Origin of the sequence: Cupriavidus gilardii (assembly GCF_013314895.1) — a bacterium.
GTDB lineage: Bacteria > Pseudomonadota > Gammaproteobacteria > Burkholderiales > Burkholderiaceae > Cupriavidus > Cupriavidus gilardii_C.
Genome location: NZ_JABTYE010000001.1, coordinates 173042 through 199462 on the forward strand (window position 1 = coordinate 173042; position 26421 = coordinate 199462).

At 67.1% G+C, this 26421-nt stretch carries 23 protein-coding genes; 10 read left to right on the forward strand and 13 right to left on the reverse strand.

All coding sequences use genetic code 11. The annotated features are described in order from the left end of the window. Positions 1-33 precede the first annotated feature (33 nt). From HTY53_RS00815 to purN, 4 genes are all read right to left on the reverse strand, one after another. Complete coding sequence (locus HTY53_RS00815) at positions 34-1224, reverse strand: DesA family fatty acid desaturase (RefSeq protein ID WP_174104495.1); 1191 nt, start codon at positions 1222-1224, stop codon at positions 34-36. A gap of 353 nt (positions 1225-1577) precedes the next feature. Beyond that, a complete protein-coding gene (locus HTY53_RS00820; RefSeq protein ID WP_174104496.1) occupies positions 1578-2951 on the reverse strand; it encodes a mechanosensitive ion channel family protein in 1374 nt (457 codons plus the stop codon). Positions 2952-3055: 104 nt separating this feature from the next. After that, positions 3056-4456 (reverse strand): RsmB/NOP family class I SAM-dependent RNA methyltransferase, encoded by a 1401-nt coding sequence (locus HTY53_RS00825; protein ID WP_174104497.1) that lies wholly within the window; start codon positions 4454-4456, stop codon positions 3056-3058. Further along, a complete protein-coding gene (gene purN, locus HTY53_RS00830) occupies positions 4453-5196 on the reverse strand; it encodes a phosphoribosylglycinamide formyltransferase (RefSeq protein ID WP_174104498.1) in 744 nt (247 codons plus the stop codon). The genes HTY53_RS00825 and purN overlap by 4 nt, the downstream gene beginning before the upstream one ends. Before the next feature lie 196 nt (positions 5197-5392). Between purN and HTY53_RS00835 the strand changes: the two genes are divergently transcribed. Beyond that, positions 5393-6052, forward strand: coding sequence for a response regulator (locus HTY53_RS00835; RefSeq protein WP_174104499.1), 660 nt, complete (start codon positions 5393-5395; stop codon positions 6050-6052). Positions 6053-6127: 75 nt separating this feature from the next. Here the strand turns inward: HTY53_RS00835 and HTY53_RS00840 are convergent, their stop codons facing one another. Then, a complete protein-coding gene (locus HTY53_RS00840) occupies positions 6128-7939 on the reverse strand; it encodes a hybrid sensor histidine kinase/response regulator (protein ID WP_254599744.1) in 1812 nt (603 codons plus the stop codon). 223 nt (positions 7940-8162) lie between these two features. Between HTY53_RS00840 and HTY53_RS00845 the strand changes: the two genes are divergently transcribed. The 5 genes from HTY53_RS00845 (at position 8163) to dut (ending at position 14586) form a co-directional block, all read left to right on the forward strand. Beyond that, positions 8163-9170 carry a bifunctional riboflavin kinase/FAD synthetase gene (locus tag HTY53_RS00845; protein ID WP_174104500.1) on the forward strand — a complete coding sequence of 336 codons (1008 nt, stop codon included), beginning with the start codon at positions 8163-8165 and terminating at the stop codon, positions 9168-9170. A 115-nt stretch (positions 9171-9285) separates the two neighbouring features. Beyond that, positions 9286-12216, forward strand: a complete 2931-nt coding sequence (gene ileS, locus HTY53_RS00850; RefSeq protein ID WP_174104501.1) for an isoleucine--tRNA ligase — start codon at positions 9286-9288, stop codon at positions 12214-12216. Beyond that, positions 12216-12740 carry a signal peptidase II gene (gene lspA / locus HTY53_RS00855; RefSeq protein ID WP_174104502.1) on the forward strand — a complete coding sequence of 175 codons (525 nt, stop codon included), beginning with the start codon at positions 12216-12218 and terminating at the stop codon, positions 12738-12740. The genes ileS and lspA overlap by 1 nt, the downstream gene beginning before the upstream one ends. Positions 12741-12834: 94 nt before the next feature. Continuing rightward, entirely contained in the window at positions 12835-14034 is a 1200-nt protein-coding gene (coaBC, locus tag HTY53_RS00860) for a bifunctional phosphopantothenoylcysteine decarboxylase/phosphopantothenate--cysteine ligase CoaBC (RefSeq protein ID WP_174104503.1), read from the forward strand. A gap of 51 nt (positions 14035-14085) precedes the next feature. Beyond that, positions 14086-14586 carry a dUTP diphosphatase gene (dut, locus tag HTY53_RS00865; RefSeq protein WP_149316705.1) on the forward strand — a complete coding sequence of 167 codons (501 nt, stop codon included), beginning with the start codon at positions 14086-14088 and terminating at the stop codon, positions 14584-14586. Positions 14587-14611: 25 nt separating this feature from the next. On the opposite strand, the gene HTY53_RS00870 is transcribed toward dut, so the two are convergent. From HTY53_RS00870 to clpS, 4 genes are all read right to left on the reverse strand, one after another. Beyond that, positions 14612-15466, reverse strand: a complete 855-nt coding sequence (locus tag HTY53_RS00870) for a VOC family protein (RefSeq protein WP_174104504.1) — start codon at positions 15464-15466, stop codon at positions 14612-14614. 54 nt (positions 15467-15520) lie between these two features. Then, on the reverse strand, positions 15521-16513 hold the full coding sequence (locus HTY53_RS00875; RefSeq protein WP_238511171.1) for a Bug family tripartite tricarboxylate transporter substrate binding protein: 993 nt from the start codon (positions 16511-16513) through the stop codon (positions 15521-15523). 177 nt (positions 16514-16690) lie between these two features. Then, entirely contained in the window at positions 16691-18988 is a 2298-nt protein-coding gene (gene clpA / locus HTY53_RS00880; RefSeq protein WP_174104506.1) for an ATP-dependent Clp protease ATP-binding subunit ClpA, read from the reverse strand. Next, positions 18985-19311, reverse strand: coding sequence for an ATP-dependent Clp protease adapter ClpS (clpS, locus tag HTY53_RS00885; protein ID WP_006578051.1), 327 nt, complete (start codon positions 19309-19311; stop codon positions 18985-18987). Before clpS ends, clpA begins: the two co-directional genes overlap by 4 nt. Before the next feature lie 468 nt (positions 19312-19779). Between clpS and HTY53_RS00890 the strand changes: the two genes are divergently transcribed. Continuing rightward, positions 19780-19986 carry a cold-shock protein gene (locus tag HTY53_RS00890; RefSeq protein WP_006578050.1) on the forward strand — a complete coding sequence of 69 codons (207 nt, stop codon included), beginning with the start codon at positions 19780-19782 and terminating at the stop codon, positions 19984-19986. Between the two features lie 270 nt (positions 19987-20256). Here the strand turns inward: HTY53_RS00890 and icd are convergent, their stop codons facing one another. After that, entirely contained in the window at positions 20257-21507 is a 1251-nt protein-coding gene (icd, locus tag HTY53_RS00895; RefSeq protein ID WP_174104507.1) for an NADP-dependent isocitrate dehydrogenase, read from the reverse strand. A 265-nt stretch (positions 21508-21772) separates the two neighbouring features. Here icd and HTY53_RS00900 point away from each other — a divergent pair, with 265 nt between their 5' ends. Then, positions 21773-22438 (forward strand): pseudouridine synthase, encoded by a 666-nt coding sequence (locus tag HTY53_RS00900; RefSeq protein WP_174104508.1) that lies wholly within the window; start codon positions 21773-21775, stop codon positions 22436-22438. Between the two features lie 111 nt (positions 22439-22549). After that, a complete protein-coding gene (locus HTY53_RS00905; RefSeq protein WP_371558506.1) occupies positions 22550-23074 on the forward strand; it encodes a DUF192 domain-containing protein in 525 nt (174 codons plus the stop codon). A gap of 79 nt (positions 23075-23153) precedes the next feature. Here HTY53_RS00905 and HTY53_RS00910 read toward each other — a convergent pair whose 3' ends face one another. Further along, a complete protein-coding gene (locus tag HTY53_RS00910; RefSeq protein ID WP_174104509.1) occupies positions 23154-23639 on the reverse strand; it encodes a YajQ family cyclic di-GMP-binding protein in 486 nt (161 codons plus the stop codon). Positions 23640-23806: 167 nt separating this feature from the next. Between HTY53_RS00910 and murB the strand changes: the two genes are divergently transcribed. Continuing rightward, the gene (gene murB, locus HTY53_RS00915; RefSeq protein ID WP_174104510.1) at positions 23807-24817 is read left to right on the forward strand and encodes a UDP-N-acetylmuramate dehydrogenase; all 1011 of its coding nucleotides are present in this window, start codon (positions 23807-23809) and stop codon (positions 24815-24817) included. A gap of 109 nt (positions 24818-24926) precedes the next feature. On the opposite strand, the gene HTY53_RS00920 is transcribed toward murB, so the two are convergent. Beyond that, positions 24927-25967, reverse strand: coding sequence for a patatin-like phospholipase family protein (locus tag HTY53_RS00920; RefSeq protein WP_174104511.1), 1041 nt, complete (start codon positions 25965-25967; stop codon positions 24927-24929). Between the two features lie 74 nt (positions 25968-26041). Beyond that, entirely contained in the window at positions 26042-26353 is a 312-nt protein-coding gene (locus tag HTY53_RS00925; protein WP_149316696.1) for a pyrimidine/purine nucleoside phosphorylase, read from the reverse strand. Positions 26354-26421 lie beyond the last annotated feature (68 nt).

Below are 26421 nucleotides of genomic sequence, written 5' to 3' on the forward strand. Positions count from 1 at the left end.
CATTGTAGCAGGCGCTGTCGTTCTTATCAGGCGTTACGCGTAGCGGCGCAGGCGCAGCGAGAACTCCTGCAGCGCCTGGATGCCGCTGGCTTCGGCGCGGTGGCACCAGGCCTGCAGCTGTTGCAGCAGCTGTTCGCGCGTCAGGTTCGAGCGGCCCCAGATCGCGGCCAGTTCGCGGCGCATTTCGACGAAGGTCTGCAGCGCCTTGTTGTGCTCGACGATGCTGGCCAGTTGCTCGCGCTGCGGCTCGGCCAGCTTGGTCTCGTCACGATGGAGCCATTTGCTGGCCAGCTTGAAGCGGCGATAGTCGGCAACGCGCTTGGCCTTCAGCTGGGCCAGTTCCTGCCGGTATGCGTTCTTCAGCGCCTTGCCATAGCGGGCCATCACGTCATAGCGGTTGGCGATGATTGCTTCGAGCGTGTTGTGATCGACCGGACGGGCCTCGACCAGACGGGCCTTGGGCGGCGTCTTCTTGACCTTGGCCAGGCCGACCGCCTGCATCGCGCGGATGTAGCACCAGCCGATATCGAACTCGTACCACTTGATCGAGAACTTGGCCGAGGTCGGATAGGTATGGTGGTTGTTGTGCAGCTCCTCGCCGCCGATGATGATGCCCCACGGCGACACATTGGTCGACGCGTCCTCGCACTCGTAGTTGCGATAGCCCCACCAGTGGCCCAGGCCGTTGATGACGCCGGCGGCATGGATCGGGATCCACAGCATCTGCACGCCCCAGACCGAAAGGCCGATCACGCCGAACAGCGCCAGATCGATGATCAGCATCAGGCCGACACCCTGCCAGGTGAAGCGCGAATACAGATTGCGTTCGATCCAGTCGTCGGGCGTGCCGTGGCCGAACTTGGTCACGGTTTCCTTGTTCCTGGCTTCCGCGCGATACAGCTCGGCGCCTTCGAGCAGCACCTTGCGGATGCCGCGCGTCTGCGGGCTGTGCGGATCGTCTTCGGTTTCGCACTTGGCGTGGTGCTTGCGGTGGATCGCGGTCCACTCCTTGGTGACCATGCCGGTGGTCAGCCACAGCCAGAAACGGAAGAAGTGCGAGGCGATCGGGTGCAGATCGAGCGACCGGTGCGCCATGCACCGATGCAGGAAGATCGTGACGCCGGCGATGGTGATATGGGTCATGACCAACGTAAAGATCACGATCTTCCACCAGGACCAGTCGAGAAGGCCGTTGGCGGCCCACTGAAGAATTGTGTCGAACAAACTGTTCTCCGTGCTAGATAGAGGCTGGCTGCGACGCGCGAGGGTGTCGCAGCAACGCGCAGAAAAATGACTGCAAATCCAGTGATTGCGTCTTATGGCGTCAGCCAAGGCGCCTTGCGCCTTCGCGGGACCCCGGCACGCGCCGCTGCAATCTGGCGGCTGGCCCTCGGGCACGGATCGGTAGTCCGGCCGGGAGAATTCCCGGGACGACCCGCGATTTTACCGGAACGCCACCGTTCCAGCATCCGCTTTTACCCGTGCATATGCTTTTCGTTTGCCGTGTTGGACGCCGAAAACGATACATCGTTCCTTCAATGGCAAACGCGTCACATATGCGCCGAATAGCGTCGCGGTTATGCCGATTCGGCCGCATTGGCCGCCACCATCGATACCGGTGTGACCGTCTGCGCCCCATTCTGGGGCAGCACACGCAACTCGCGCTGCGGGTAGGGAATCGAAATGCCGCTGGCGCGGAATGCCTTCCAGATGGCCCGGTTCATTTCCGATTGCACGCCCAGCTTGCCGTTCTGCGGATCGGCGATCCAGCCGGCCACTTCGTACTCGATGCCGCTGTCGGCAAACGCCACCAGAAAGGCCGACGGTGCCGGGTCGGCGAGCAGGCGCGGCACGCCGCCCACCGCCTCGGTCAGCAGTGCCAGCACCATTTCGGGATCGGCGTCGTAGTCGGCCTGCACGCGGGTCGCAACCCGCACATTGGTGTCCGAAAACGAATGGTTCTGCACCGATTGCGCGACCAGCTGCTCGTTCGGCACCAGGGTCTCGCCGTCGCCGTTGCGCACCACGGTGTAGCGGGTGCGGATCTGCGCGACGATGCCGGTGTACTTGTCGACCGTGATCTGGTCGCCGAGCTTGACCGAGCGGTCCAGCAGGATGATGAAACCCGATACGTAGTTGCTGGCGATCTTCTGCAGGCCCAGGCCCAGACCCACCCCGAGGGCGCCGCCGAACACGGACAGCACGGTCAGGTCGATGCCGACCAACGACAGGCTGAACAGCAGCGACACCAGCAGCAGCAGCGCCTTGGACAGCCGCGTCAGCACCACGCGCAGGCTGGTATCGATCGTGGCCGAGCGCATCAGCCGCTCTTCCAGCCACGAACCGAACCACAGTGCGGCCAGCACGGTCAGCAGGATCCACACGCCGGCCATCAGCAGACTGGCCACGCTGATGCGCTGCTGCCCCAGGGCGAACTGGATCGACTGCAGCCACTGCACGACCTCGGACAGCACGCCGAGCACATACAGCGCCATGCCGGCCCAGACCACCGTGGTCAGCACCTTCTCGACCAGCGTCAGCATGCCGTGCAACTGGCCGTTGCCGGACAGCACGCGGCGCAGCACGTAAAAGGCGAAGTACAGGAAGGTGATGCCGAACAGCGGCACCAGCGCCAGCCGCAGCATGCTGACCGGAATCAGCGGCGCCAGCGCGAAGCGCGCCGCCAGCACCAGCACCCAGCCGAACAGCGGAAACATCGCCCGCTCCAGGCTGGCGGCGGCAAAGCGCAGCGCGAAGCTCGAACCCGCGTAGCGGGCCTCGAGCCGCCCGGCAACATGGCGGGCCAGCGGCCAGGCCAGCAGCACGCAGCCGGCCAGCACGGCGAGCTGCCACAGAAAGCCCGGGTCGCCGGCGTCTTGCATCAGATCGCCGAGCATCTTGCCGAACACGGCGTGGGATTGCGATAGATCGGTCAGGGGATTGGTGGCCATCGAGCGACGAGTTCAACCAGTGAAGAAAGCGATGAACAAAAAAATACCGGGCCGCGGCTGCCCGGTATTCAGCACAAGGGCAGGATCACCCGCCCCTTGCCGCGTTACCGCGCCCGCTCCAGCACCGCGGCGAAGAAGCCGTCGGTCTGGTGCAAATGGGGGTACAGCGCCAGCGTCTGCGCGTCCTCCGGCAGGTCGGCGACCGCGATCTTCTGCTCGGCCAGCACCTGCGCGACCGGCACCAGCTGGAAGTCGGCATGGCGGCTCAGGAAATCCCGCACGATCGCCTCGTTCTCGGCCTCCAGCACGCTGCAGGTGGCATAGACCACGCGGCCGCCCGGCTTGACCAGACGCGCCGCCGATTCGAGGATCGCCGCCTGCTTGGCGGTCAGCTCCAGCACCGACTGCGGGTTCTGCCGCCATTTGAGGTCCGGATTGCGCCGCAGCGTGCCCAGGCCGCTGCACGGCGCGTCGACCAGCACGCGGTCGATCTTGCCGGCGAGCCGCTTGACCTTGGCGTCCTGCTCCGAGTCGATCAACACCGGATGCACGTTCGACAGGCCGCTGCGGGCCAGGCGCGGCTTCAGATTGGCCAGGCGCTTGTCCGACACGTCGAAGGCGTAAAGCCGTCCGGTCGAGCGCATCAGCGCACCGAGCGCCAGCGTCTTGCCGCCGGCGCCGGCGCAGAAGTCGACCACCATCTCGCCGCGCCGCGGCGCGACCAGATGGCACAGCAGCTGGCTGCCCTCGTCCTGCACCTCGACCAGCCCGTTGATGAACAGCGGCAACTGGTTCAACGCCGGCTTGCCGGCCAGCCGGATGCCGGTCGGCGCGATCGGGGTCGGCTCGGCCTCGAGTCCGGCCTCTTCCAGTTCCGCCAGCACGGCCTCCCGCGAGGTCTTGATCAGATTGGCCCGCAGATCCAGCGGCGCCGGCCGCAGCCAGGCATCGCCGAGCGCGGAGGTAAAGGCCTCGCCGTGCCGGGCGACCAGTTGCTCGTACAGCCATTCGGGCAGATTGGCGCGCACGCGCGGTGCCAGGCTGGCGCGCTCGATCGTCATCAGGCGGTCCAGCCACTGCGCCTCGTCGGGATAGAGGAACGGCGTCAGCGCGTCGCGGCCCAGCGTCGCCGCCAGGCCCAGCAGCGCCAGCCGGCGCGGTGCCGCGCCCGAGCCCGACTCCGCGAACTGGGCGAACTCGACGCGCCGGCGCAGCACGGCGAATACCGCCTCGGCGATGATGCCGCGCTCGCGATGGCCCAGCTTCGGGTTCTCGCGGAAGTAGTAGCTGACCACGGCGTCGGCGGGCCGCGCGAACAGCATCACCTTGCCGAGCAGCCGGTCGATATGCTGGATATGCGTGGCGTGCAGGGCGCCGTGCGGACGTGCCTGGCCATCGTTGGCGCTCTCGCGCGGCGAGGTGGCCTTGCGGATCGGGCTCGGCTTGCGCTTGGTGCGCGGGGACGGACGCGCGCCGCCGCGCGGTGCCTGGGCGGGACGGGTCATTGACGGGCTCCGGTGGGTTCGACAGGGGTGGCGGAGTCCGACTGGGAGTCCGGTGTGGAATCGGGCGCCGTGGAGGGCTCCGAAGGTGTGCCGTCGGCCGACGAGGCAGCCAACGCAATCAGCAATTGCGGTTCCGGCGGCTCGACATGGACCGCGCCATCCTTGACGCGCAGCCGCCCTTCGACGAACCAGCGCACCGCGCGAGGATAGATCCGATGCTCGCAGGGCAGCAGTCGTGCGGCCAGCGTCTGCGGCGTGTCGTCGGGGCCGACCTCGATCACCGCCTGCAGCACGATCGGGCCATGGTCCAGGGCCGCGGTGACGAAATGCACGCTGGCGCCGTGCACCTTGACGCCGGCCTCCAGCGCCTGCTGATGCGTATGCAGGCCGGGGAAGCTGGGCAGCAGCGACGGATGGATGTTCATCATGCGGCCGGCATAGTGCTCGACGAATTCGGGCGTCAGGATCCGCATGAAGCCGGCCAGCACCACCAGGTCGGGCACATGGGCGTCGATGGCCTTGGCGAGCGCCTTGTCGAAGCTGGCGCGGTCGGGATAGTGGCGATGATCGACCACGCCGACCGGAATGCCTTGCGCGGCGGCGAACTTCAGGCCGGGCGCATCGGGGCGGTTGGACAGCACGGCGGCGATCCGCGCCGGCCAGGCCTGCTCGGCGCAGGCCCGGACGATGGCTTCCATGTTGGAACCGCGTCCCGAGATGAGGATGACGATGTTTTTCATCGCGCAATTCTACCAAGCGGCGCCCCGCCACAGCGCCGCGGAGACCCCTGCGGCGCAAACTAACTGGCCGGCGCTTCCCCCGATTGCGGATTGTGACGCCCCGCTCGCTCTGCTAGAGTCGCCCTATCGCCAATCCGCCCGCACGACGGGACGGGACCATACAACAAGGGCGAAGCTGTTTTAGACGGGAAATCGCATGTCGAATGTTGCACCGACCTTGCTGGTGGTCGACGACCACCCCATGGCGCTGTCCGGCACCACCCTGTTCCTGGCGCAGGTGATGCCCGATGTTGCAGTCCATGCTGCCGGGAGCGCCTCCGAGGCGCTGGATACCCTTCAACGCGGGCTGCGGCCCGATATCGTGCTGCTCGATATCTGGCTGAACGATGGCACCGGCTTCGATGCGATGCAGACGCTCAAGTCGATCGTGCCGGCCGCCCGCTTCATCTTCATGTCGGCCGAGGCCACGCCCGAGGTTGTCGAACGCGCCCGCGCGCTGTCGGCCTTCGGCTTCGTCGGCAAGCATCTGGACGCCCCTGCCTTTGCCGCGGTGGTACGCCGCGTGCTGGCCGGCGATACCGCCTTTCCGTCAGACGAGGCGCTGAACGGCCAGCCGCGCGCCTTCGGCCCGACGCACAGCATTCCGGTAACGCCGGCCGAACTCGGCCTGACGCCGCGCCAGGGCTCGGTGCTGGCGCTGGTGCTGGAAGGCCTGCCGAACAAGGTGATCGCACGCGAGCTGGGACTGACCGAGAACACGGTCAAGGAGCACGTGTCGGCAATCCTGCAGCGGCTGGGCGTGCGCACGCGGATGCAGGTGATGTCTCGCATGGAGCGGTTCCGGCTGCGGCAGTAGGGGCCGGGGCAGCACGCCCGAAATCGCGAGCGGCTGGGGCAGGTTCGGCGCCGCTTCGCTCGGATTCGCGCAGCGTCAGGCGGTTTCGGCCGTCGGCAGCCAGCGCCGCAGCAGCATCCGCAACGCGCCCGGGTCGACCGGCTTGGGCAGCACGAAATAGCCCGCCTCCTCGGCCTCGGCCAGCGCCGCCGACTTCAGGTCGCCGGTCAGCAGCGCGCTGCGCGCCTGCGGCTGGGTCTGCTGCCAGCGCTCGAGCAGCGCCAGGCCGTTTTCCTCTCCCGGCAGGCGCAGGTCGCAGAAGATGATGTCGGGGCGCAGGCCGCCCCCAAACATCCGCTCGGCCTCGGCGCCATCGGCCGCGCACCACACCCGCACGCCCCAGGCCTCCATCAGCGCAATCCAGGCATTGCGCACGTGGCTGTCGTCGTCCACCACCAGCACCTCGCCGCGCAGCCGGTCCGGCATCGCGTGCTGCGCCACCGCGTCGCGCCGCATCGCGCGGATCATGGCCACCGACTCCGCCGGCGCTGGATTGAGCGTGAACCAGAACATCGAGCCCTTGCCCGGCACCGAGCGCACGCCGTAGGTGCCGCGCATCAGCCGCACGCACTCCTTGAAGATCGCCAGCCCCAGGCCAAGCCCGTGCGAGCGGTCGCGCTGCGGGTTGTGAACCTGGAAGTACGGGCCGAAGATCTCGGGCAGGTGCTCGGGCGGGATGCCGCTGCCGGTGTCCCAGACCTCGATCCGCACCTGGCCGCCGCGCATGCGGGCGGCGACCAGCACCCGGCCCTGGCGTGTGTAGCGCAGCGCGTTCTGGACCAGATTGAACAGCGCCCGGCGCAGCAGCACCGGCTCGGCCATCGCGTGCAATTCGCCGGCCACGCGCGGCGACAGCCGCAATCCGGCGGCCTGCGCGTCGCCGGCAAACTGGTCGCAGACCTCGCGCACCAGCTGCCCGACATCGCACGGCTCCAGTGTGGGCAACACCTTGCGGCCCTCCAGCTTGGACAGGTCCAGCAGCGAGCGGAACAGCAGATCGATGGTCTGCGTGCCCGCCGCGACCTGCTCGACCAGCGGCCGCAGCACCGGCGAATCGTTGCGCGCGCGCAGTGCCTCGACCAGCATCACCAGCGCGTGCACCGGCTGGCGCAGGTCGTGGCTGGCGGCGGCGAGGAAGCGGGATTTCTCCTCGCTGGCGTGCAACGCGCGCTCCTTTTCCTGCTGGAACTGCCGCGCCAGCCGCCGGCTTTCGCCCTCCAGCCGGATCGCGCGCACCAGCGATCCATGCAGGTTCAGCGCATGGCGCGCCAGCATCAGCGCATAGATCAGCAGCAGCAGCCGGATATAGCCGCCGTGGCCTGGAAACGCGTAGCCGGCCAGCAACAGATTGGGCACCAGGATCGGAATGCCGACATAGAGCAGATTGACCGGCGCTGGCGCCTGCGAGCTCGCGCCGCCGGCCAGCGCGCCCAGCGTCAGCACCAGCAGCACGCCCGAAAACACCGCCGACGACGACACCAGATGCAGCAGCGCCGCACTGCCCCAGCTCAGGCCCACCAGCACCGCCACGCCGCGCATCGGATCGCGCCACTTGCGGGTGTGGGCCGAGCGGCTCAGCGTTGGGATATCGCGCCGGTAGCCCAGATAGAACCAGGCGCATGCCCCCGCCTGCAGCAGCATCGCCGCGCACCAGGCCAGCAGCGCGCCGCGGCTGGCTTCGTGCCAGAAGGCGGCGGCGGTCAGCCCGGGCAGCAGCAGGGCCGCGACGATGCCGCTGGGCACCACCCGATGTACCGCGGCCAGCAGCTTGGCCTCGGTGTCGGCATCCAGCGGCGGCGCGGGCGGCGGGAGGATGCGCTTGAGCAGCGCGATCAGGTTGGCGGGCAGCACCGGAGGGCGGCGTGAGAGACGGCGAGAATGTGGACGCGGCATATCATGCCGGCTTTCGCCGCGGTGCGCCACCGGACTGCAAGGGGGGCCAGGGATGCTCCCGCCACGGCCGCCCGGCACGCGCCCGGCGCCGTTGTGCCGCAGCGCGGGGGAAAGCGCCGGTTCCCCGGCCGGTTCCCTTTATAATCCTGCCTTTACCCAACCGTTTGTCGCCGTCCTCGTGAAAGTCTTCCGCGGCCTGCCCAATGCCGAGAGCCGGGCACCCTGCGCACTCACCATCGGCAATTTCGACGGAGTGCACCGGGGCCACCAGTCCCTGCTCGCGCGCGCGCGCGCGGCCGCCGACGCGCGCGGGCTGCCGCTGTGCGTGATGACCTTCGAGCCGCACCCGCGCGAATTCTTCACGCCGGACCGCGCCCCGACCCGCATCGCGCTGCTGCGCGACAAGCTCGAAAGTCTGCGCCGCAACGGCGTCGACCGCGTCGTGGTCGAGCACTTCAACGCCCATTTCGCTGCCCAATCGCCCGAAGCCTTTGTCGAGAACGTGCTGTGGCACGGGCTGCATGCGCGCTGGGTGCTGGTCGGCGACGACTTCCGCTTCGGCGCGAAGCGGGCGGGCGACTTCGCCTATCTGCAGCAGGCCGGCAAGCGCTACGGCTTCGATGTCGAGCAGATGGGCTCGGTCTCGGAAGGCGGCGTGCGCATCTCGAGCTCTGCGGTCCGCGAGGCGCTGGCCGCGGGCGATCTGGAGCATGCCCGCCGACTGCTCGGTCACGGTTATGCGATCAGTGGACATGTGGTCCACGGCCGCAAGCTCGGCCGCGACCTCGGCTTTCCGACGCTGAATCTGCGCATTCCGCACAAGCGCCCGGCGGTCAACGGCATTTTCGTGGTACAGGTGCACGGCCTGGCCGACGGCCCGCTGCCGGGTGTGGCCAGCATCGGCGTGCGGCCGACCGTCGATGACGCCGGGCGCGTGCTGCTGGAAGTCCATCTGTTCGATTTCGACCGCAGCGTCTACGGCGAGCTGGTGCGGGTCGAGTTCATCAAGAAGCTGCGCGACGAAGCGCGTTTCGACTCGCTGGAAGCGCTGACGGCGGCCATCGCCAAGGACTGCGCGGATGCGCGCGCCTTCTTCGGCCTGACCGAGCCCGACGCCCAAGGCGCCGACAGCACGGCCGGCGCCCCGGCGGTGCGTACCACGTCGGCCACGGACCGAATTAGCTAGCGGCCGGCTTTCGCCGCATGCGCGCGCAGCCGGGTCACCGCCGACCCCGCCTCATTTTTTGCGCCGGCCCGCACTGTCCGGGCCGGGCGCTCACCGAATCGCCCTGAGAATCGTCATGTCCGACACCAAGCAAGCCAAGGCCGGCGCCAAGCCGGAGAACAAGAGCGCCGAGAAGAGCACCGAAAAGAGCAAATACCCGGTGAACCTGCTCGACACCCCGTTCCCGATGCGGGGCGACCTGCCCAAGCGCGAGCCGCTGTGGGTCAAGCAGTGGCAGGAAAAGAAGATCTACCAGGCGATCCGCGCGGCGCGCCGCGGCGCGAAGAAGTTCGTGCTGCACGACGGCCCGCCGTATGCCAACGGCGACATCCACATCGGCCACGCCGTCAACAAGGTCCTGAAGGACATGATCATCAAGGCGCGCGGCCTGAGCGGGCTCGACGCCGTCTACGTGCCGGGCTGGGACTGCCACGGCATGCCGATCGAGATCCAGATCGAGAAGCAGTACGGCAAGGGCCTGCCGGTGCAGGAGGTCCAGGCCAAGGCGCGCGCCTACGCCACCGAGCAGATCGCCCGCCAGCGCAAGGACTTCGAACGGCTGGGCGTGCTGGGCGACTGGGACGACCCCTACCTGACGATGAACTTCAGCAACGAGGCCGACGAGATCCGGGCGCTCGGCAAGATCCTCGAGAAGGGCTATGTGTTCCGCGGCCTGAAGCCGGTCAACTGGTGCTTCGACTGCGGCTCGGCGCTGGCCGAAGCCGAGGTCGAGTACAAGGACAAGACCGACCTGTCGATCGATGTCGGCTTCCCGTTCGCCGAGACCGACAAGCTGGCGCGCGCCTTCCACGTGCCGCTGGAACAGCTGAACGCCAAGCCGGGCTGGATCGTGATCTGGACCACCACGCCGTGGACGATCCCGTCGAACCAGGCGCTGAACCTGCATCCGGAAGTCGAATACGCGCTGATCGACACGCCGCGCGGCTTCCTGATCCTCGCCACCGAGCGCGTCGAGGAACAGCTCAAGACCTATGAGCTCGAAGGCGACGTCGTCGCGACCTGCTCGGGCGCGGCGCTGACCGAGATCCGCTTCCACCATCCGCTGGCGAAGATGGACGCCGGCTACGACCGCCTGTCGCCGATCTACCTCGGTGACTACGTGACCACCGATACCGGCACCGGCATCGTCCACTCGGCGCCCGCCTACGGTATCGAGGACTTCCAGTCCTGCAAGGCGCACGGCATGCGCGACGAGGACATCCTGAGCCCGGTGATGGGCGACGGCGTCTATGCCAGCTGGCTGCCGCTGTTCGGCGGCCTGTCGATCTGGGATGCCAATCCGCGCATCGTCGAGACGCTGAAGGCCTCGGGCAATCTGTTCAATTCGCACCGCTACGAGCACAGCTACATGCACTGCTGGCGGCACAAGACGCCGATCATCTACCGCGCGACCTCGCAATGGTTCGCCGGCATGGATGTGGAGCCGGCCGACAACGGTCCGACGCTGCGCGAGACCGCGCTGGCCGGCATCGAAGCGACCGCCTTCTATCCGTCCTGGGGCAAGCAGCGGCTGCACAACATGATCGCCAACCGGCCCGACTGGACGCTGTCGCGCCAGCGCCAGTGGGGCGTGCCGATGGCCTTCTTCGTCCACAAGGAAACCGGCGCGCTGCATCCGCGCACGCCGCAGCTGCTCGAGGCTGTGGCCAAGCGGGTCGAGCAGCACGGCATCGAGGCCTGGCAGACGCTGGACGCCACCGCGTTCCTGAAAGAACTGGGCGAGACCGACGCCGAGATGTACGAGAAAAACCGCGACACGCTGGACGTCTGGTTCGACTCGGGCACCACGCACTGGACCGTGATCCGGGGCTCGCACCGCGAGGACCTCTACGATGCCGCCGCCGATACGCCGGACGGGCGCCTGGCCGACCTGTATCTGGAAGGCTCGGACCAGCACCGCGGCTGGTTCCACTCGTCGCTGCTGACCGCCTCGATGCTGTACGGCAAGCCGCCGTACAAGGCGCTGCTGACGCACGGCTTCACCGTCGACGGCGAGGGCCGCAAGATGTCGAAGTCGATCGGCAACACCGTGTCGCCGCAGGACATCGCCAACAAGATGGGCGCCGAGATCATCCGTTTGTGGGTGGCCTCGACCGACTACTCGGGCGAGCTGTCGATCTCCGACGAGATCCTGAAGCGCGTGGTCGAGGGCTACCGCCGCATCCGCAATACGCTGCGCTTCCTGCTGGCCAACCTGACCGACTACGACCACGCGCGCGACGCGCTGCCGCCGTCGGAATGGCTGGAGATCGACCGCTATGCCGTCGCGCTGACCGCGCAGCTGCAGAAGGAAGTGCTGTCGCACTACGACGTCTACGAGTTCCACCCGGTGGTGGCCAAGCTGCAGACCTTCTGCTCGGAGGACCTGGGCGGCTTCTACCTGGACGTGCTGAAGGACCGGCTCTATACCACCGCGCCGAATTCGAAGGCGCGCCGCGCCGCGCAGAACGCGCTGTTCCACATCACGCAGGCCATGCTGCACTGGATGGCGCCGTTCCTGTCGTTCACCGCCGAGGAAGCCTGGCAGGTGTTCGCGCACGGCACCGCGCATACTGACACGATCTTCACCAGCACCTACTACACGGTGCCGGAAGTGGACCAGGCCGACGACCTGCTGCAGAAATGGCACACGGTGCGTGCGGTACGCGCCGAGGTCACCAAACAGCTCGAGGCGGTGCGGACCGAGGGCGGCATCGGCTCGTCGCTGCAGGCGGAAGTCTCGATCCAGGCGGGCGGTCCGGCGCTGGAGGCGCTCGCCAGCCTCGGCGACGATCTGCGCTTCGTGCTGCTGACCTCGGCCGCGACGGTGTCGCCTGCGCCCGAGGCCGGCGATCTGCTGGTCACCGTGCACCCGTCGAGCCATGCCAAGTGCGAGCGCTGCTGGCACTACCGTGAGGACGTCGGCCACGATGCCGCCCATCCGACCCTGTGCGGCCGCTGCACGAGCAATCTGTTCGGCGCCGGCGAACCGAGGAGCCACGCCTGATGGCCGCGACCACCCGTACTGCCCGCGGCCGCGCCGCCGGCAACAAGAGCCGCAGCGCCACCCCGCTGCTGTGGCTGGCCTTCGCCGCGCTGGTCGTGGTGCTGGACCAGTTCTTCAAGATCGTGATCGTGCGCAGCTTCACCTATGGAGAATCGCGCCCGGTCACCGGCTTCTTCAATCTGGTGCTGGTCTACAACAAGGGCGCCGCGTTCAGCTTCCTGGCCGACGCCGGCGGCTGGCAGCGCTGGTTCTTCACCGGGCTGGGGCTGGCGGTCGGCGCGTTCATCGTCTGGCTGCTGTTCCGCCATGCCGGCCAGAAGCTGTTCAGCCTGGCGGTGTCGCTGGTGCTCGGCGGCGCGATCGGCAACGTGATCGACCGCATCGTCTACGGCCATGTGGTCGACTTCCTCGACTTCCATCTGCGCGGCTACCACTGGCCGGCGTTCAACGTCGCCGACTGCGCGATCACGGTCGGCGCGGTGCTGCTGATCGTCGACGAATTCCGCCGCGTGCGCCGGCACTGAGCCTGCGCCGAAGCCCGCACCGGCAGGTGAGCCGGCGCGTCCTCCGGCGCGCCGGTATCATCGACTCCCTCCCCCTCGCATCGAAGGCCCCTCCATGGATCTGCGCGGCAAACATCTCGTACTCGGGCTGACCGGCGGCATCGCCTGCTACAAGTCGGCCGAGCTGGTCCGGCTGCTGACCAAGGCCGGCGCCACCGTCCAGGTGGTGATGACGGACGCGGCGGCGCAGTTCATCACGCCGGTCACGATGCAGGCCCTGTCGGGGCGGCCGGTGTTCACCTCGCAGTGGGACGGCCGCATCGCCAACAACATGGCGCATATCGACCTGTCGCGCGAGGCCGATGCGATCGTGATCGCGCCGGCGTCGACCGATTTCCTCGCGCGCCTGGCCAACGGCCTGTGCGACGACCTGCTGTCGACGCTGTGCATCGCGCGCGATTGCCCGCTGCTGGTCGCCCCGGCGATGAATCGGCAGATGTGGATGGCGCCCGCGACCCAGCGCAATATCGCGCAGCTGCGCGCCGACGGCGTGGCAGTGCTCGGTCCGGGCAGCGGCGACCAGGCCTGCGGCGAGGTTGGCGATGGCCGCATGCTCGAGCCCGAGGAACTGCTCGACGATATCGTCGCCCACTTCCAGCCCAGGTTGCTCGCCGGCCGCAGGATGCTGATCACCGCCGGCCCGACCTTCGAGGCGATCGACCCGGTGCGCGGCATCACCAACCGCTCGTCCGGCAAGATGGGCTTCGCGCTGGCGCGCGCGGCGCGCGAAGCCGGCGCCGACGTGCTGCTGGTGGCCGGCCCGACGGCGCTGCCGACCCCGCGCGGCGTCGCCCGCATCGACGTGCAGAGCGCCCAGCAGATGCACGAAGCGGTGCTGTCGCAGCTGCGCGGCATCGACGTCTTCGTCGCGGTGGCCGCGGTGGCCGACTGGCGTCCTGCCGAGGTGGCCGAGCAGAAGCTGAAAAAGGCCAACGACACCGACACGCCGACACTGCGCTTCGTGCAAAACCCCGACATCCTGGCCACGGTGGCGGCGCGGCCAGACGCCCCCTACTGCGTGGGCTTCGCCGCCGAGAGCGAGAACCTCGAGCAATACGGCGACCAGAAACGCCGCCGCAAGGGCGTGCCGCTGCTGGTCGGCAATATCGGCCACCACACCTTCGGCCTGGACGAGAACGAGATCGTGCTGTTCGACGAGCACGGCGCGACGCGGCTGCCGCGGGCGGACAAGCTGTCGCTCGCGCGGCAGCTGGTGGCGGCGATCGCCGAGCGGCTGCCGGTTGAACGGCCTTGAGTAGGCACGATCGTCCCGGACGAATCTGATCCACCGCAAACCTGAACCCTGATGACCGCTTCCCCGAACCCGACCGTCGAAATCAAGATCCTGGACGCGCGCCTGCATGAGTGGGGCCTGCCCAGCTATCAGAGCGACATGGCCGCCGCGATCGACCTGCACGCCTGCCTCGACGCGCCGTTGACAATCGAGCCGGGCACGCCGGCGCAGCTGGTGCCGGCCGGCATCGCGGTGCATATGGGCAACCCGTACATGGCCGCGACGATCGCGCCCCGCTCGGGTCTGGGGCACAAGAAGGGACTGGTACTGGGCAATTCGATCGGCGTGATCGACGCCGACTACCAGGGCCCCATCATGGTCAGCGTCTGGAATCGCAATGCGCCGGGCACCGAGCCGATCGTGATCCAGCCGGGCGAGCGCATCGCGCAGATGATGTTCGTGCCGGTGCTACGGCCGGTGTTCACCACGGTGGAAGCGTTCTCGAGCGAATCGGCGCGCGGCGCCGGCGGCTTCGGCTCGACCGGCGTCCATCACGGCGGCGCGGCGGCCTGACGGCCGGCAGCAACGCCGCCTGGACTTAGCGCTGCTCGAACAGCAGCGCGACGCCGGCAGCCGCGTGGGCCGGAATCAGCGTTTCGGTCGCGCTCAGGTCGAGGCTGGGCACGCCCGCCTCGCGCCACAGCGCGCGCGCCTGCTCAAGCGACGCGGTGCGCAGCCGGATCGCGGCATAGCCGGGCACCGCCTGGCGGATATGGCCGGTGCCCGTCGCCGCTGCCAGCGCCTGGGGGGTGGACAGCACCAGCGTCGCATCGCCGACGGCCAGGCTGCAGACATGCTCGCTCAACTGCGTCAGTTCGGCGCCCATCAGTTCGGCATAGGCGCGCGCGGCGGCATCGACCAGCGACGGCGCCACCACCAGGAACATCGTCCCGATCGCTTGCGCGCCGTTCGCGTGCGTCATCCATTCCGGCCGCCACAGCAGTTCCGGCGTGCGGTGCTCGCACAGGAAGAAGCGCGCGCCGGGCGCATCGTCCATCGCGGTAACGCGGAAGGTGGCCGGGTGTTCGGATCCGTCGTCCAGACGCACCGGACGCGAGAATTCGACCGGCTCGGCGGTATGCCAGCCGCCGCCGCGCAGCGCCGCGGCGTCGGCTATCGCATCGTCGCTGCGGCACGATAGCGCGGCACAGCCGCCGCCGTGCTGCTGGCTGTGCCAGTAGTACTGCAGCGGATCGCTGGAGCCGTCGACATGCATCAGCTCGAGATAGTCGCGAGCCAGCATCACGCAATGGTTCTGCGAACCCAGCGTATGAAAGCCCCGCGGCGTCAGCGTGAAGCCGAGCCGCTGCCAGGTCTGCGCGGCGGCATCCAGGTCGGGGCAGATCACGACGGCATGGTCGAACTGGCGCTGCGCTGCGATGGTCGCTGTCATTGCCGCTGTCCTTGCGTCACGTTGGGTCGATTGTTCCGATCGATTTCGGATCGATCATTCGAACTGAAGATTGGCCTGGCGCGCAACCGCCTGCCACCTGTCGTGTTCGCGCCGGACCAGCTGGCCCAGCGCTTCGGGTGTGCCGGCCACCGGCTCGAGGCCGTGCGCCGCCAGCGTCGATGCCACCCGCGGGGCGCGAATCGCGTTCGACAGGGCGCCATGCAGACGGCCGACCACGGCCGCCGGCAGGCCGGCCGGACCGAATACGCCGATCCAGCCATAGGCCTCGAAGCCGGGCACGCCCTGTTCCGCGACCGTCGGCACCTGCGGCAGCTGCGCCAGCCGGCGCTCGCCAGTCACCGCCAGCGCCTTCAGCGTGCGCGTCTGCAGGTGGGCCTGCACGGCCGCGTAGCTCGCCAGCACCAGGTCGGCCTGGTCCGACAGCACGGCCTGCACCGCCGGTCCCGTGCCCTTGAAGGCGACATGCCGCCACGACGCCCCGCCTTCGCTCGCCAGCGCCTGCGCAGCCAGCTGATTCAGGCTGCCGGCGCCCGGCGACGCGACACGGATCGGTTCGTCGCGCTGCCGCGCCAGTCCGATCAACCCACGGATATTGTCGACGGGCAACGAAGGATGGACGGCCACCACCAGCGGATGACGCGCCAGCTGGGAGATCGGCGTGAAGTCGCGGAAGGTGTCGTACGGCAGCTGCTTGTAGGCGATCGGCTGAAGGGCGAGGCTGTCGAAGGCCATCAGCAGCGTCTGCCCATCGGGCCTGGCGCGGGCCACCGTGGCGGCGGCCTGCAGGCCGGCGGCGCCGGGGCGGTGATCGACGACCACGGGCTGCCCCAACGCCTGCTTCAGTCCGGGCTGCAGCTGGCGCGCCACCACGTCGCCGCTGCCGCCCGGCGGGATCGGCAGGACCATCGCCACGTGGCCGCCGTACGTGCTCGCAGACTCGCCCGGCAAAGCGTGGGCGATCAACGGGATCGGAGTCGTCGCCGCCAGGGGCAGCGACTTCAGCATCAGACGACGCAGGCGAAACATCGGTGGCTCGTTCAGCGTGCCGGCAGGCATCGGCGCCGCGACAGGCGGCGGCCCGCACCGTGCGCGGCCAAATGAATAGGGGCGGCATTGCTGCCGCCCCGTACTATTTTGCCGAAGGATAGCATGGAACGCGGGTGGCGGGCCTTCATGGCCCGCCACCCGGTCCTGCTGCTGCGGTCAGGCCTCCGCGCGTTGCTCGCTTTCCGGCGCCTCCGGCGGCTCGGTATCGATCTCGGCGAACTCCAGCTTGATCTGCTCCTTCTCGTCCAGATCGACCACGACCTTGCCGCCCGAGGCCAGTTGCCCGAACAGCAGTTCGTCGGCCAGGGCCTTCCGGATCATGTCCTGGATCAGCCGTTGCATCGGACGCGCGCCCATCAGCGGATCGAAGCCCTTGCGCGCCAGGAACTTGCGCAGGCGCTCGGTGAAACTGGCCTCGACCTTCTTCTCGTGCAGCTGCTCTTCCAGTTGCATCAGGAACTTGTCGACCACGCGCAGGATGATTTCCTCGTCCAGCGAGCGGAAGCTGATGATCGCGTCGAGCCGGTTGCGGAACTCGGGCGTGAACATCCGCTTGATGTCAGCCATCTCGTCGCCCTGCTCCCGCGATGACGTGAAACCGATCGCCGCACGGTTCATCGTTTCGGCGCCAGCGTTGGTCGTCATGATGATGATCACGTTGCGGAAGTCCGCGCGCCGGCCGTTGTTGTCGGTCAGCGCACCGTGGTCCATCACCTGCAGCAGGATGTTGAAGATGTCCGGATGCGCCTTTTCGATCTCATCCAGCAGCAACACGCAGTGCGGCTTCTTCGTCACTGCCTCGGTCAGCAGACCGCCCTGGTCGAAGCCCACATAGCCCGGGGGCGCGCCGATCAGACGGCTGACCGCGTGACGCTCCATGTACTCGGACATATCGAAGCGCAGCAGCTCGATGCCCATGATGAAGGCCAGCTGCTTCGCCACTTCGGTCTTGCCGACACCGGTCGGGCCCGAGAACAGGAAGGAGCCGATCGGCTTGTCGGTCTTGCCCAGGCCCGCGCGCGACATCTTGATCGCCGATGCCAGCGCCTCGATGGCCGGGTCCTGGCCAAACACCACCGACTTCAGATCGCGGTCCAGCGTCTGCAGCTTGCTGCGGTCGTCCTGGTTGACGCTCTGCGGGGGGATCCGGGCGATGCGCGAGACGATGTCCTCGATCTCGCTCTTGCCGATGGTCTTCTTCTGCTTGGACTTCGGCAGGATCCGCTGCGCGGCGCCAGCTTCATCGATCACATCGATCGCCTTGTCGGGCAGATGACGGTCGGTGATGAAGCGTGCCGACAGCTCGGCCGCCGCCGTCAGCGCCGCCGAGGCGTACTTGACGCCGTGGTGCTCCTCGAAGCGCGACTTCAGGCCGCGCAGGATCTGCACGGTCTGGTCGACCGAGGGCTCGACCACGTCGATCTTCTGGAAGCGCCGCGAAAGCGCGGCATCTTTCTCGAAAATCCCGCGATATTCGGTGAACGTGGTAGCGCCGATACACTTGAGCTGGCCCGACGACAGCGCCGGCTTCAGCAGATTGCTGGCGTCCAGCGTGCCGCCCGACGCGGCGCCGGCACCGATCAGCGTGTGGATTTCGTCGATGAACAGGATCGCGTTCGGGTTGTCCTTCAGCGATTTGAGCACGCCCTTCAGGCGCTGCTCGAAGTCGCCGCGGTACTTGGTGCCCGCCAGCAGCGCGCCCATGTCCAGCGAGTAGACCACCGCCTTCTCAAGGATGTCGGGCACTTCGTTCTTGGTGATGCGCCACGCCAGGCCTTCGGCGATCGCCGTCTTGCCGACGCCGGCCTCGCCCACCAGCAGCGGATTGTTCTTGCGCCGGCGGCACAGTACCTGCACCACGCGCTCCACTTCGCTCTCGCGGCCGATCAGCGGATCGATCTTGCCGGCCTTGGCCAGCGCGTTCATGTTCTGGGTGTACTGCTCCAGCGGGCTTTCCTTGCCGTCACCGCCTTCGCCCTCTGCCCCGGCCTCGCCATGCTTGGCCGGCTCGGACTGATCCTTGCGGATGCCGTGGCTGATGAAATTGACCACGTCCAGGCGCGTCACGCCCTGCTGCTGCAGGTAGTAGACGGCGTGCGAATCCTTCTCGCCGAAGATCGCCACCAGCACGTTGGCGCCGGTGACTTCCTTCTTGCCGTTGGAGGTCGACTGGACATGCATGATCGCGCGCTGAATCACGCGCTGAAAGCCGAGCGTCGGCTGCGTGTCCACCTCGTCGGTACCAGGCACGACGGGGGTGTTGTCGACAATGAAATTCTTCAGGCTGGTGCGCAGGTCCTCGATATTGGCCGCGCAGGCGCGCAGAACTTCCGCTGCCGTCGGGTTGTCCAGCAACGCCAACAGCAGGTGCTCCACGGTGATGAATTCGTGGCGTGCCTGCCTGGCCTCGACGAAGGCCATATGCAGGCTGACTTCCAGTTCTTGCGCAATCATGCTTCCTCCATCACGCACTGCAGTGGATGCCCTGCCTGCCGCGCGTGCGTTGACACCAGCTCGACCTTCGTCGCGGCGATATCCCTGGTATAGATACCGCAGACTCCCTTGCCTTCCCGATGGACGGTCAGCATGATTTGCGTCGCCGTTTCTCGGTCCCTGCTGAAATACTGTTGCAGGATCATGACGACAAACTCCATCGGAGTGTAGTCGTCGTTCAGCAGGACGACCTTGTACATGGCCGGCGGTTTGAGCGCCTGCTCTTTCCGCTCCAGTACGGTGCCTGCATCGCGTTGTGGGACATTCGCCAGCCGTGTAGCCATGGCTTTATTCTAACCCCTCCGCTCAAGTCTGCAATTTGGGCAAAAGCTGTCGGTTTCAAGGGCCAGCTGGCACTTCTCGACCATTCCTCGACTCTCGAACCGCGCCGCCCGGCGCAGCGGGCAACGGCGTGCCCGAGGGCGTGCCCCAGCGCGTGCCAATACGCTGCGCGAGCCGTCACAGTAGCACGGTTGGGCGTCGTCCCATTCCTGCCACATTGGCGTCAGGGTCGGGAATGTGCCGGCTTGACAGTCTGATTGTTTGCCAGAAGAATCGTTCGGACATTCAGGTCCGGTCCCGCGAGCCAAAGCAACAGGCCGGACCTCGAGTGCTCCGTGAGCAGGGAGGCCTACGGAGTCGGCAGCGGCGCCTCGACCGAGGCGCTGCGTTGTTTGGCGCAATGATCGTTGCGCCGGCGGCTGGCCTGAGCGCCCCCCTGTTTGAAATCTGTTTTTTCGTTGGGGGAGTTTATGGCAAGCGGTACGGTCAAATGGTTCAATGATGCCAAGGGCTTCGGGTTTATCACCCCGGACGACGGTAACGAAGAACTGTTTGCGCACTTTTCGGCTATCCAGATGAATGGCTTCAAGACCCTGAAAGAGGGCCAGCGCGTTTCGTTCGAAATCGTGCAAGGTCCGAAGGGCAAGCAAGCCACGAACATCCAGAGCGCCGCCTGAGCGCGACATCGCGACCGCACCGGCCGACAGAGCGCGCGGCGGTCGCTACAGGCTTCGGCGGCAGGCGTCCGGCGGGGGCAATCGGAACATCGGTTGCCGAGACGCAGGTCGTTGGATCCTGGGGAAAGGGCCCGGCAATGCCGGGCCTTTTCCATTGCTGCTGACCTCAAAAAGACAAACCCCCGCTACCGGTCGGCAACGGGGGTTCGCGCAACGCTGTCGCGCCGCGCAGCCGAACAACAACGGGCCGCGCGACGCCAGCGAAGTCGATTACATATTGTCGATCATCACCTGACCGAAGCCCGAGCACGAGACCTGGGTCGCGCCTTCGAGCAGACGGGCGAAGTCGTACGTGACCTTCTTCGACAGGATCGACTTCTCCATCGACGAGATGATCAGGTCCGCCGCCTCGGTCCAGCCCATATGGCGCAGCATCATTTCGGCCGACAGGATTTCCGAACCCGGGTTCACGTAGTCCTTGCCGGCGTACTTCGGCGCGGTTCCGTGGGTGGCTTCGAACATCGCCACCGAGTCCGACAGGTTGGCGCCCGGCGCGATGCCGATGCCGCCGACCTGCGCGGCCAGCGCGTCGGAAACATAGTCGCCGTTCAGGTTCAGCGTGGCGATCACCGAGTACTCGGCCGGACGCAGCAGGATCTGCTGCAGGAACGCGTCAGCGATCGCATCCTTGACGACGATGTCCTTGCCGGTCTTCGGGTTCTTGATCTTGCACCACGGGCCGCCGTCGATCAGTTCGGCACCGAATTCCTTCTGCGCGAGCTCATAGCCCCAGTCGCGGAAGCCGCCTTCGGTGAACTTCATGATGTTGCCCTTGTGGACCAGGGTCACCGAGGGCTTGTCGTTGTCGATCGCGTACTGGATGGCCTTGCGGACCAGGCGCTGGGTGCCCTGCTTCGACACGGGCTTGACGCCGATGCCCGAGGTTTCCGGGAAGCGGATCTTCTTGACGCCCATTTCGTTCTGCAGGAAGGCGATGACCTTCTTGGCCTGCTCGCTCTCGGCTTCCCATTCGATGCCGGCGTAGATGTCTTCCGAGTTCTCACGGAAGATCACCATGTCGGTCTTCTCGGGCTCGCGCACCGGCGAGGGCACGCCCTTGAAATAGCGCACCGGACGCAGGCAGACATACAGGTCCAGCTGCTGGCGCAGCGCGACGTTCAGCGAGCGGATGCCGCCACCGACCGGCGTCGTCAGCGGGCCCTTGATCGAGACCACGTACTCCTTGAGCACGTCCAGGGTTTCGTCGGGCAGCCACACATCCGGGCCATAGACCTTGGTCGACTTCTCGCCCGCGTAGATCTCCATCCACGAGATCTTGCGCTTGCCGGCGTAGGCCTTGGCCACGGCCGCGTCCACCACCTTGATCATCACCGGAGTGATATCGAAGCCGGTACCGTCGCCTTCGATATAAGGGATGATCGGATTGTCCGGAACATTCAGCGAGAGATCCTGGTTGACCGTGATCTTCTCACCGGCCGGGACCTTGATGTGTTGGTACATGACGTCTCCAGTACGGAACGGGGGTTTTCGAACGGCCGGCGGGTTCGTGACCAGACGGCGAAATGCGGGCCTAGCGGGAGGCATTGTAACGGCCCTCGCGACACCGGCATTGCTGCATCGCGAGACTGCGTCCTATTTGAGTCTTATATAAGACACAAGACCGGTTTCGTATTATGCAGCAATTTTTCATCATCCGCCATCCCGGGCAGGCGCTTGCGACGCACCCGCTGCGGCATACTGGCGCCTTTCCCGCACCGGTTTCCCCATGACCTTGATCGCCCTGAACAAGCCGTTCGGCACCATGAGCCAGTTCTCGCCCCATCCAAGCCGGCAGACGCTCGCCGACTGGATCGCGATGCCGAACGTCTACCCCGCCGGCCGGCTCGACGCCGACAGCGAAGGGCTGCTGCTGTTGACCGACGACGGCGTGCTGCAGGCACGCATCGCCGACCCGCGCCAGAAGCTGGCCAAGACCTATCTGGCGCAGGTCGAGGGCGTGCCGGACGAGGCGGCGCTGGCACGGCTGCGCGCGGGCCTCGACCTTGGCGATTTCCACACGCTGCCGGCGCAGGCCACGTTGATCGACGAGCCCGATTTCCTGTGGCCGCGCACGCCGCCGATTCGCTATCGCGCGGCGATCCCGACCCAGTGGCTGGAGATCGTGATCCACGAGGGCAAGAACCGGCAGGTGCGCCGCATGACCGCGGCGGTCGGCTACCCGACGCTGCGGCTGGTCCGGGTCGGCATCGGTGCGCTGGACCTGCGCCAGCTCGGTCTGGCGCCCGGAGAATGGCAGGAGGTCGCACCCCAGAGCCTGGGCATGTCCGGCCCCGCCCGCGGCGCCGCGCCTGTGCGGCCGGGGCGGCCGACTCCGGGCCGCACCAATACCAGCCGGACGGCGGGCCCCGGCCGGCGCCGGCGTCCGGCCTAGCAGGGCTGCGCTATGCTTGCGGCTGCAGTTCTGCCGCCGTCATGCCGCAGTTCTGCTGCACATGCCCCGCGTTCTGCCGGCCTCGCCGTCATGATCTTCGCCATTGCCGCCATTGCCGCCATGCCCTTCCGCCGTCCGTCGTCTGCCGCTGCGTTCGATTGCACTTCGTTTCCTTCGCCCCGTCGCCCCCTGGCGCGCCGGCTCGCCGCCCTCGCCTGCGGCGCAGCGCTGCTGGCCCCGCTCGCGCACGCGCAATCGCAAGCGCAGCAGCGGCTGCCGGTAGTCTCGCTGAGCGCCGGCATGTACGTGATCCGCGCCGAGGTCGCCGCCGACCAGCAGTCCCGTCAGCAGGGCCTGATGTACCGCAAGTCGATGCCGGCCAACGCCGGCATGCTGTTCGTGTTCGAGCAGAAGGCCGGCCACTGCTTCTGGATGAAGAACACCGAACTGCCGCTGTCGATCGCCTTCCTGGCGGACGACGGCACCATCGTCAATATCGAGGACATGCGGCCGCACAGCGAGGACAACCACTGCCCGAAGGCAGCGATCCGCTATGCGTTGGAGATGAACCAGGGCTGGTTCGCGCAGAAGGGCATCAAGGCCGGCGCGAAGATCGGCGGCCTGCCGGCGCAATAAGAGGGATCGGGCAAGGGCCGGAAACGACGACGCGGCCTGTCAGCCAGGCCGCGTCGGCATCCGCCAGGTCGGACCGGACTCAGTCGCGGAAGTTGTTGAAGTCCAGCGGCGCCTCGGGCACGTCCTTGCGCAGCATCGCGATCACGCTCTGCAGATCGTCGCGCTTGGCCCCCGACACGCGCACCGCATCGCCCTGGATGCTGGCCTGCACCTTGATCTTGCTGTCCTTGATCATGCGCACGATCTTCTTGGCCAGATCGCCGGTGACGCCCTTCTTGATCGTGATGACCTGCTTGACCTTGTCGCCGCTGATCTTCTCGGTCTTGCCGTAGTCCAGGAAGCGCACGTCGACATTGCGCTTGGCCATCTTGTTGAGCAGCACATCCTTGACCTGGCCGAGCTTGAAGTCGTCATCGGCAAACGCGGTCAGCTCGCCTTCCTTCTGCTCGACACGGGAATCGGAACCCTTGAAGTCGAAGCGGGTCGAGATTTCCTTGTTGGCCTGCTCGACCGCATTCTTGACCTCGACCATATTCGCTTCGCACACCACGTCAAACGACGGCATCGCCTACTCCTTCTGTATTTCCGGTACCTCGGACCTCGGGTACCCATGTTCGATCCGTGAACCGGCCGGCCCTCGCCGGTGGTTCCGTATAATCCCGCCAACCCTGCAGTCAGGCCGTTCCGCTCCATCCCGCTGTTCGGGCGTTCTCGTCCGGCAACTTTTTCCGCATGGCAGATTTCCACGAATTTTATCCGCTGCGCCAGCACAACACATTGGGTTTCGACGTACGCGCGCGCTTCGCGGTCGCGGTGCGCAGCGAAAACGACCTCGTCGAGGCGCTGGCCGACCCGCGCGCGGCACAGCGGCCGGTCGTGGTGCTGGGCGCCGGCAGCAATGTGGTGCTGACGGGCGATCTCGATGCGGTGGTGCTGCTGATGCAGATTCCGGGCTACACGGTCGCCGGCGATGACGATGCCTGGCTGGTCACCGTGGGCGCCGGCGAGAACTGGCACGCGACCGTCAATCGCACCATCGCCGACGGCATGCCTGGGCTCGAAAACCTGGCGCTGATCCCCGGCAGCGTGGGCGCCGCGCCGATTCAGAACATCGGCGCCTACGGCGTCGAGCTGCGCGAGCGCTTCCACAGCCTGCGCGCCTGGGACCGGCAAACCCGCAGCTTCGCCACGCTGAGCCTAAGCGATTGTGCCTTCGGCTATCGGGACAGCCTGTTCAAGCAGGCTGGCCGCGATCGCTACGTGATCACCGCGGTCACGCTGCGGCTGCCGCGCCGTTGGCAGCCGGCGCTCGGCTATGCCGAACTCGCCCGCGAGCTGCACGATCATCCGGCACCGGATGCGGCTGCGATTCGCGATGCGGTCATCGCGATCCGCCAGCGCAAGCTGCCCGATCCTGCGGTGCTGGGCAATGCCGGCAGCTTCTTCAAGAACCCAGTGGTCAGCGCCGCGCAGCGCGACGCGCTGGTGGCCGCGCATCCGGACCTGGTCAGCCATCTGCAGCCCGACGGCAGCTACAAGCTGGCCGCGGGCTGGCTGATCGACCGCTGCGGATTCAAGGGCCTGCGCGAAGGCCCGGTTGGCGTGCACGAGCGCCAGGCGCTGGTGCTGGTGCACCACGGCGGCGGCGACGGCCGCGCGCTGCTGGCGCTGGCGACGCGGATCGCCGACACGGTGCGGGAGCGCTTTGGCGTCAGGATCGAGCCTGAGCCGGTGGTGCTGTAGCGCGCGCGATATTGCCAGCGCTGTGCGCTGTGCCCTCTGCCCCAGCCCCTCTCCCGCGGACGGGAGAGGAAGAACACCTCTGGCCGCTCGATCGCCGGTCTGCGATCCCTTACAACGGCAGATCCTGCAGAAATTCCTTGCGGATATCGACGGTGCCGCGCTTGCCGACGGCATCGTAGTGCCGCTCAAGCCAGCCCTGTGCCGCGGTGCGGCCGCGCTCGCGCAGCATCAGCAGGAAGTTCCAGTCGGTGACCAGCTTGGTCGACGAAGACAGGTCCGCCAGCGCCTCGTCGGCGCGAATCGAATGCAGCAGGATGTATTTGAGCTTGTCGCGGTATTCGGGCTTGAGCCACTCCTCGTCGAGCAGCTTCTGCACAAAGGCGATCGCGCGCATCTCGCGCAGCAGCGACGCGTTGAAGGTGATCTCGTTGAGCCGCTCCATCACTTCCTGCGGCTGCGTGGGCACGTCCGGGCGCGAGATCGGATTGATATGGACGACCAGGATGTCGCGCGTCGCGGTCTGGTAGAAGAACGGAAACAGCACCGGATTGCCCATATAGCCGCCGTCCCAGTAATACCGGTCGCCGATCTCGATGGCCGGATACAGATAGGGCAGACAGGCCGAGGCCAGCACGGCGTCGACGGTCAGGTCGGCCGTCTGGAACACGCGCACGTTGCCGCTATTGACGTCGGTGGCGGCGATGAACAGCTTGGATTCGGGGCAGGCCCGCACGCGCTCGAAATCGACCTGATCCTCGAGCAGCGCGCGCAAGGGATTGAAGGTGCTGCCCTGCGCGGTCGCACTCCACCAGCCCGACCACATCCGCATCCAGTCCTGCAGCGGCCAGCTGTTGCCGGGCTGGCCGGACAGCCAGTCGACCGTCTGCTGTCCGATCGTCGAGAACGGCGAGCCGGCACGCGACACGCCGAACCAGAAATCGTGCAGTTTCTCTCTGGCACGCTCGGCGCCGCCTTCGAGCAGGCCATCGATCATCACCACCGCGTTCATCGAACCGGCGCTGGTGCCGCTGATGCCGTCGAAATGCAGGCGGCCATCCTCCAGCAGCGCGTCCAGCACGCCCCAGCCGAAGGCGCCGTGCGCGCCGCCGCCTTGCAGGGCGAGATTGATCGGCTTGTGTCGATTTGCCATGCCGGAACTCCGTGAAGCGGGACGATCGGGAGACGGCCGCCGTATTCGCGCGGCCGCGGACGCGCGAGGGGCGATCAGCCGAAGTGGCAGACGTAGTCGAGGGTCTGCTGTACCTCGATATCGAAACTGCTGTCGCCCGGGACGTTGAACTGCTGGCCCGCGCCGTAGGTCTGCCACTCGTCCGAGCCCGCCAGCCGCACGCGGCAGACGCCGGCATTGATCTCCATGATTTCCGGCGCGCCGGTCTTGAAGGTCAGCGAGGCGGGGAAGATCACGCCCAGCGTCTTGCGCGTGCCGTCCGGAAACAGCACGGTATGGCTGACGCATTTGCCGTCGAAATACAGATTGGCTTGCTTGACCACGGAAACATTGTCGAACTGGCTCATCACTGCTCTCCTGATAAACGATGGAAGTTGGGTGCGGACATGCGCGGATATGAAAAGAGGGGCCGCCT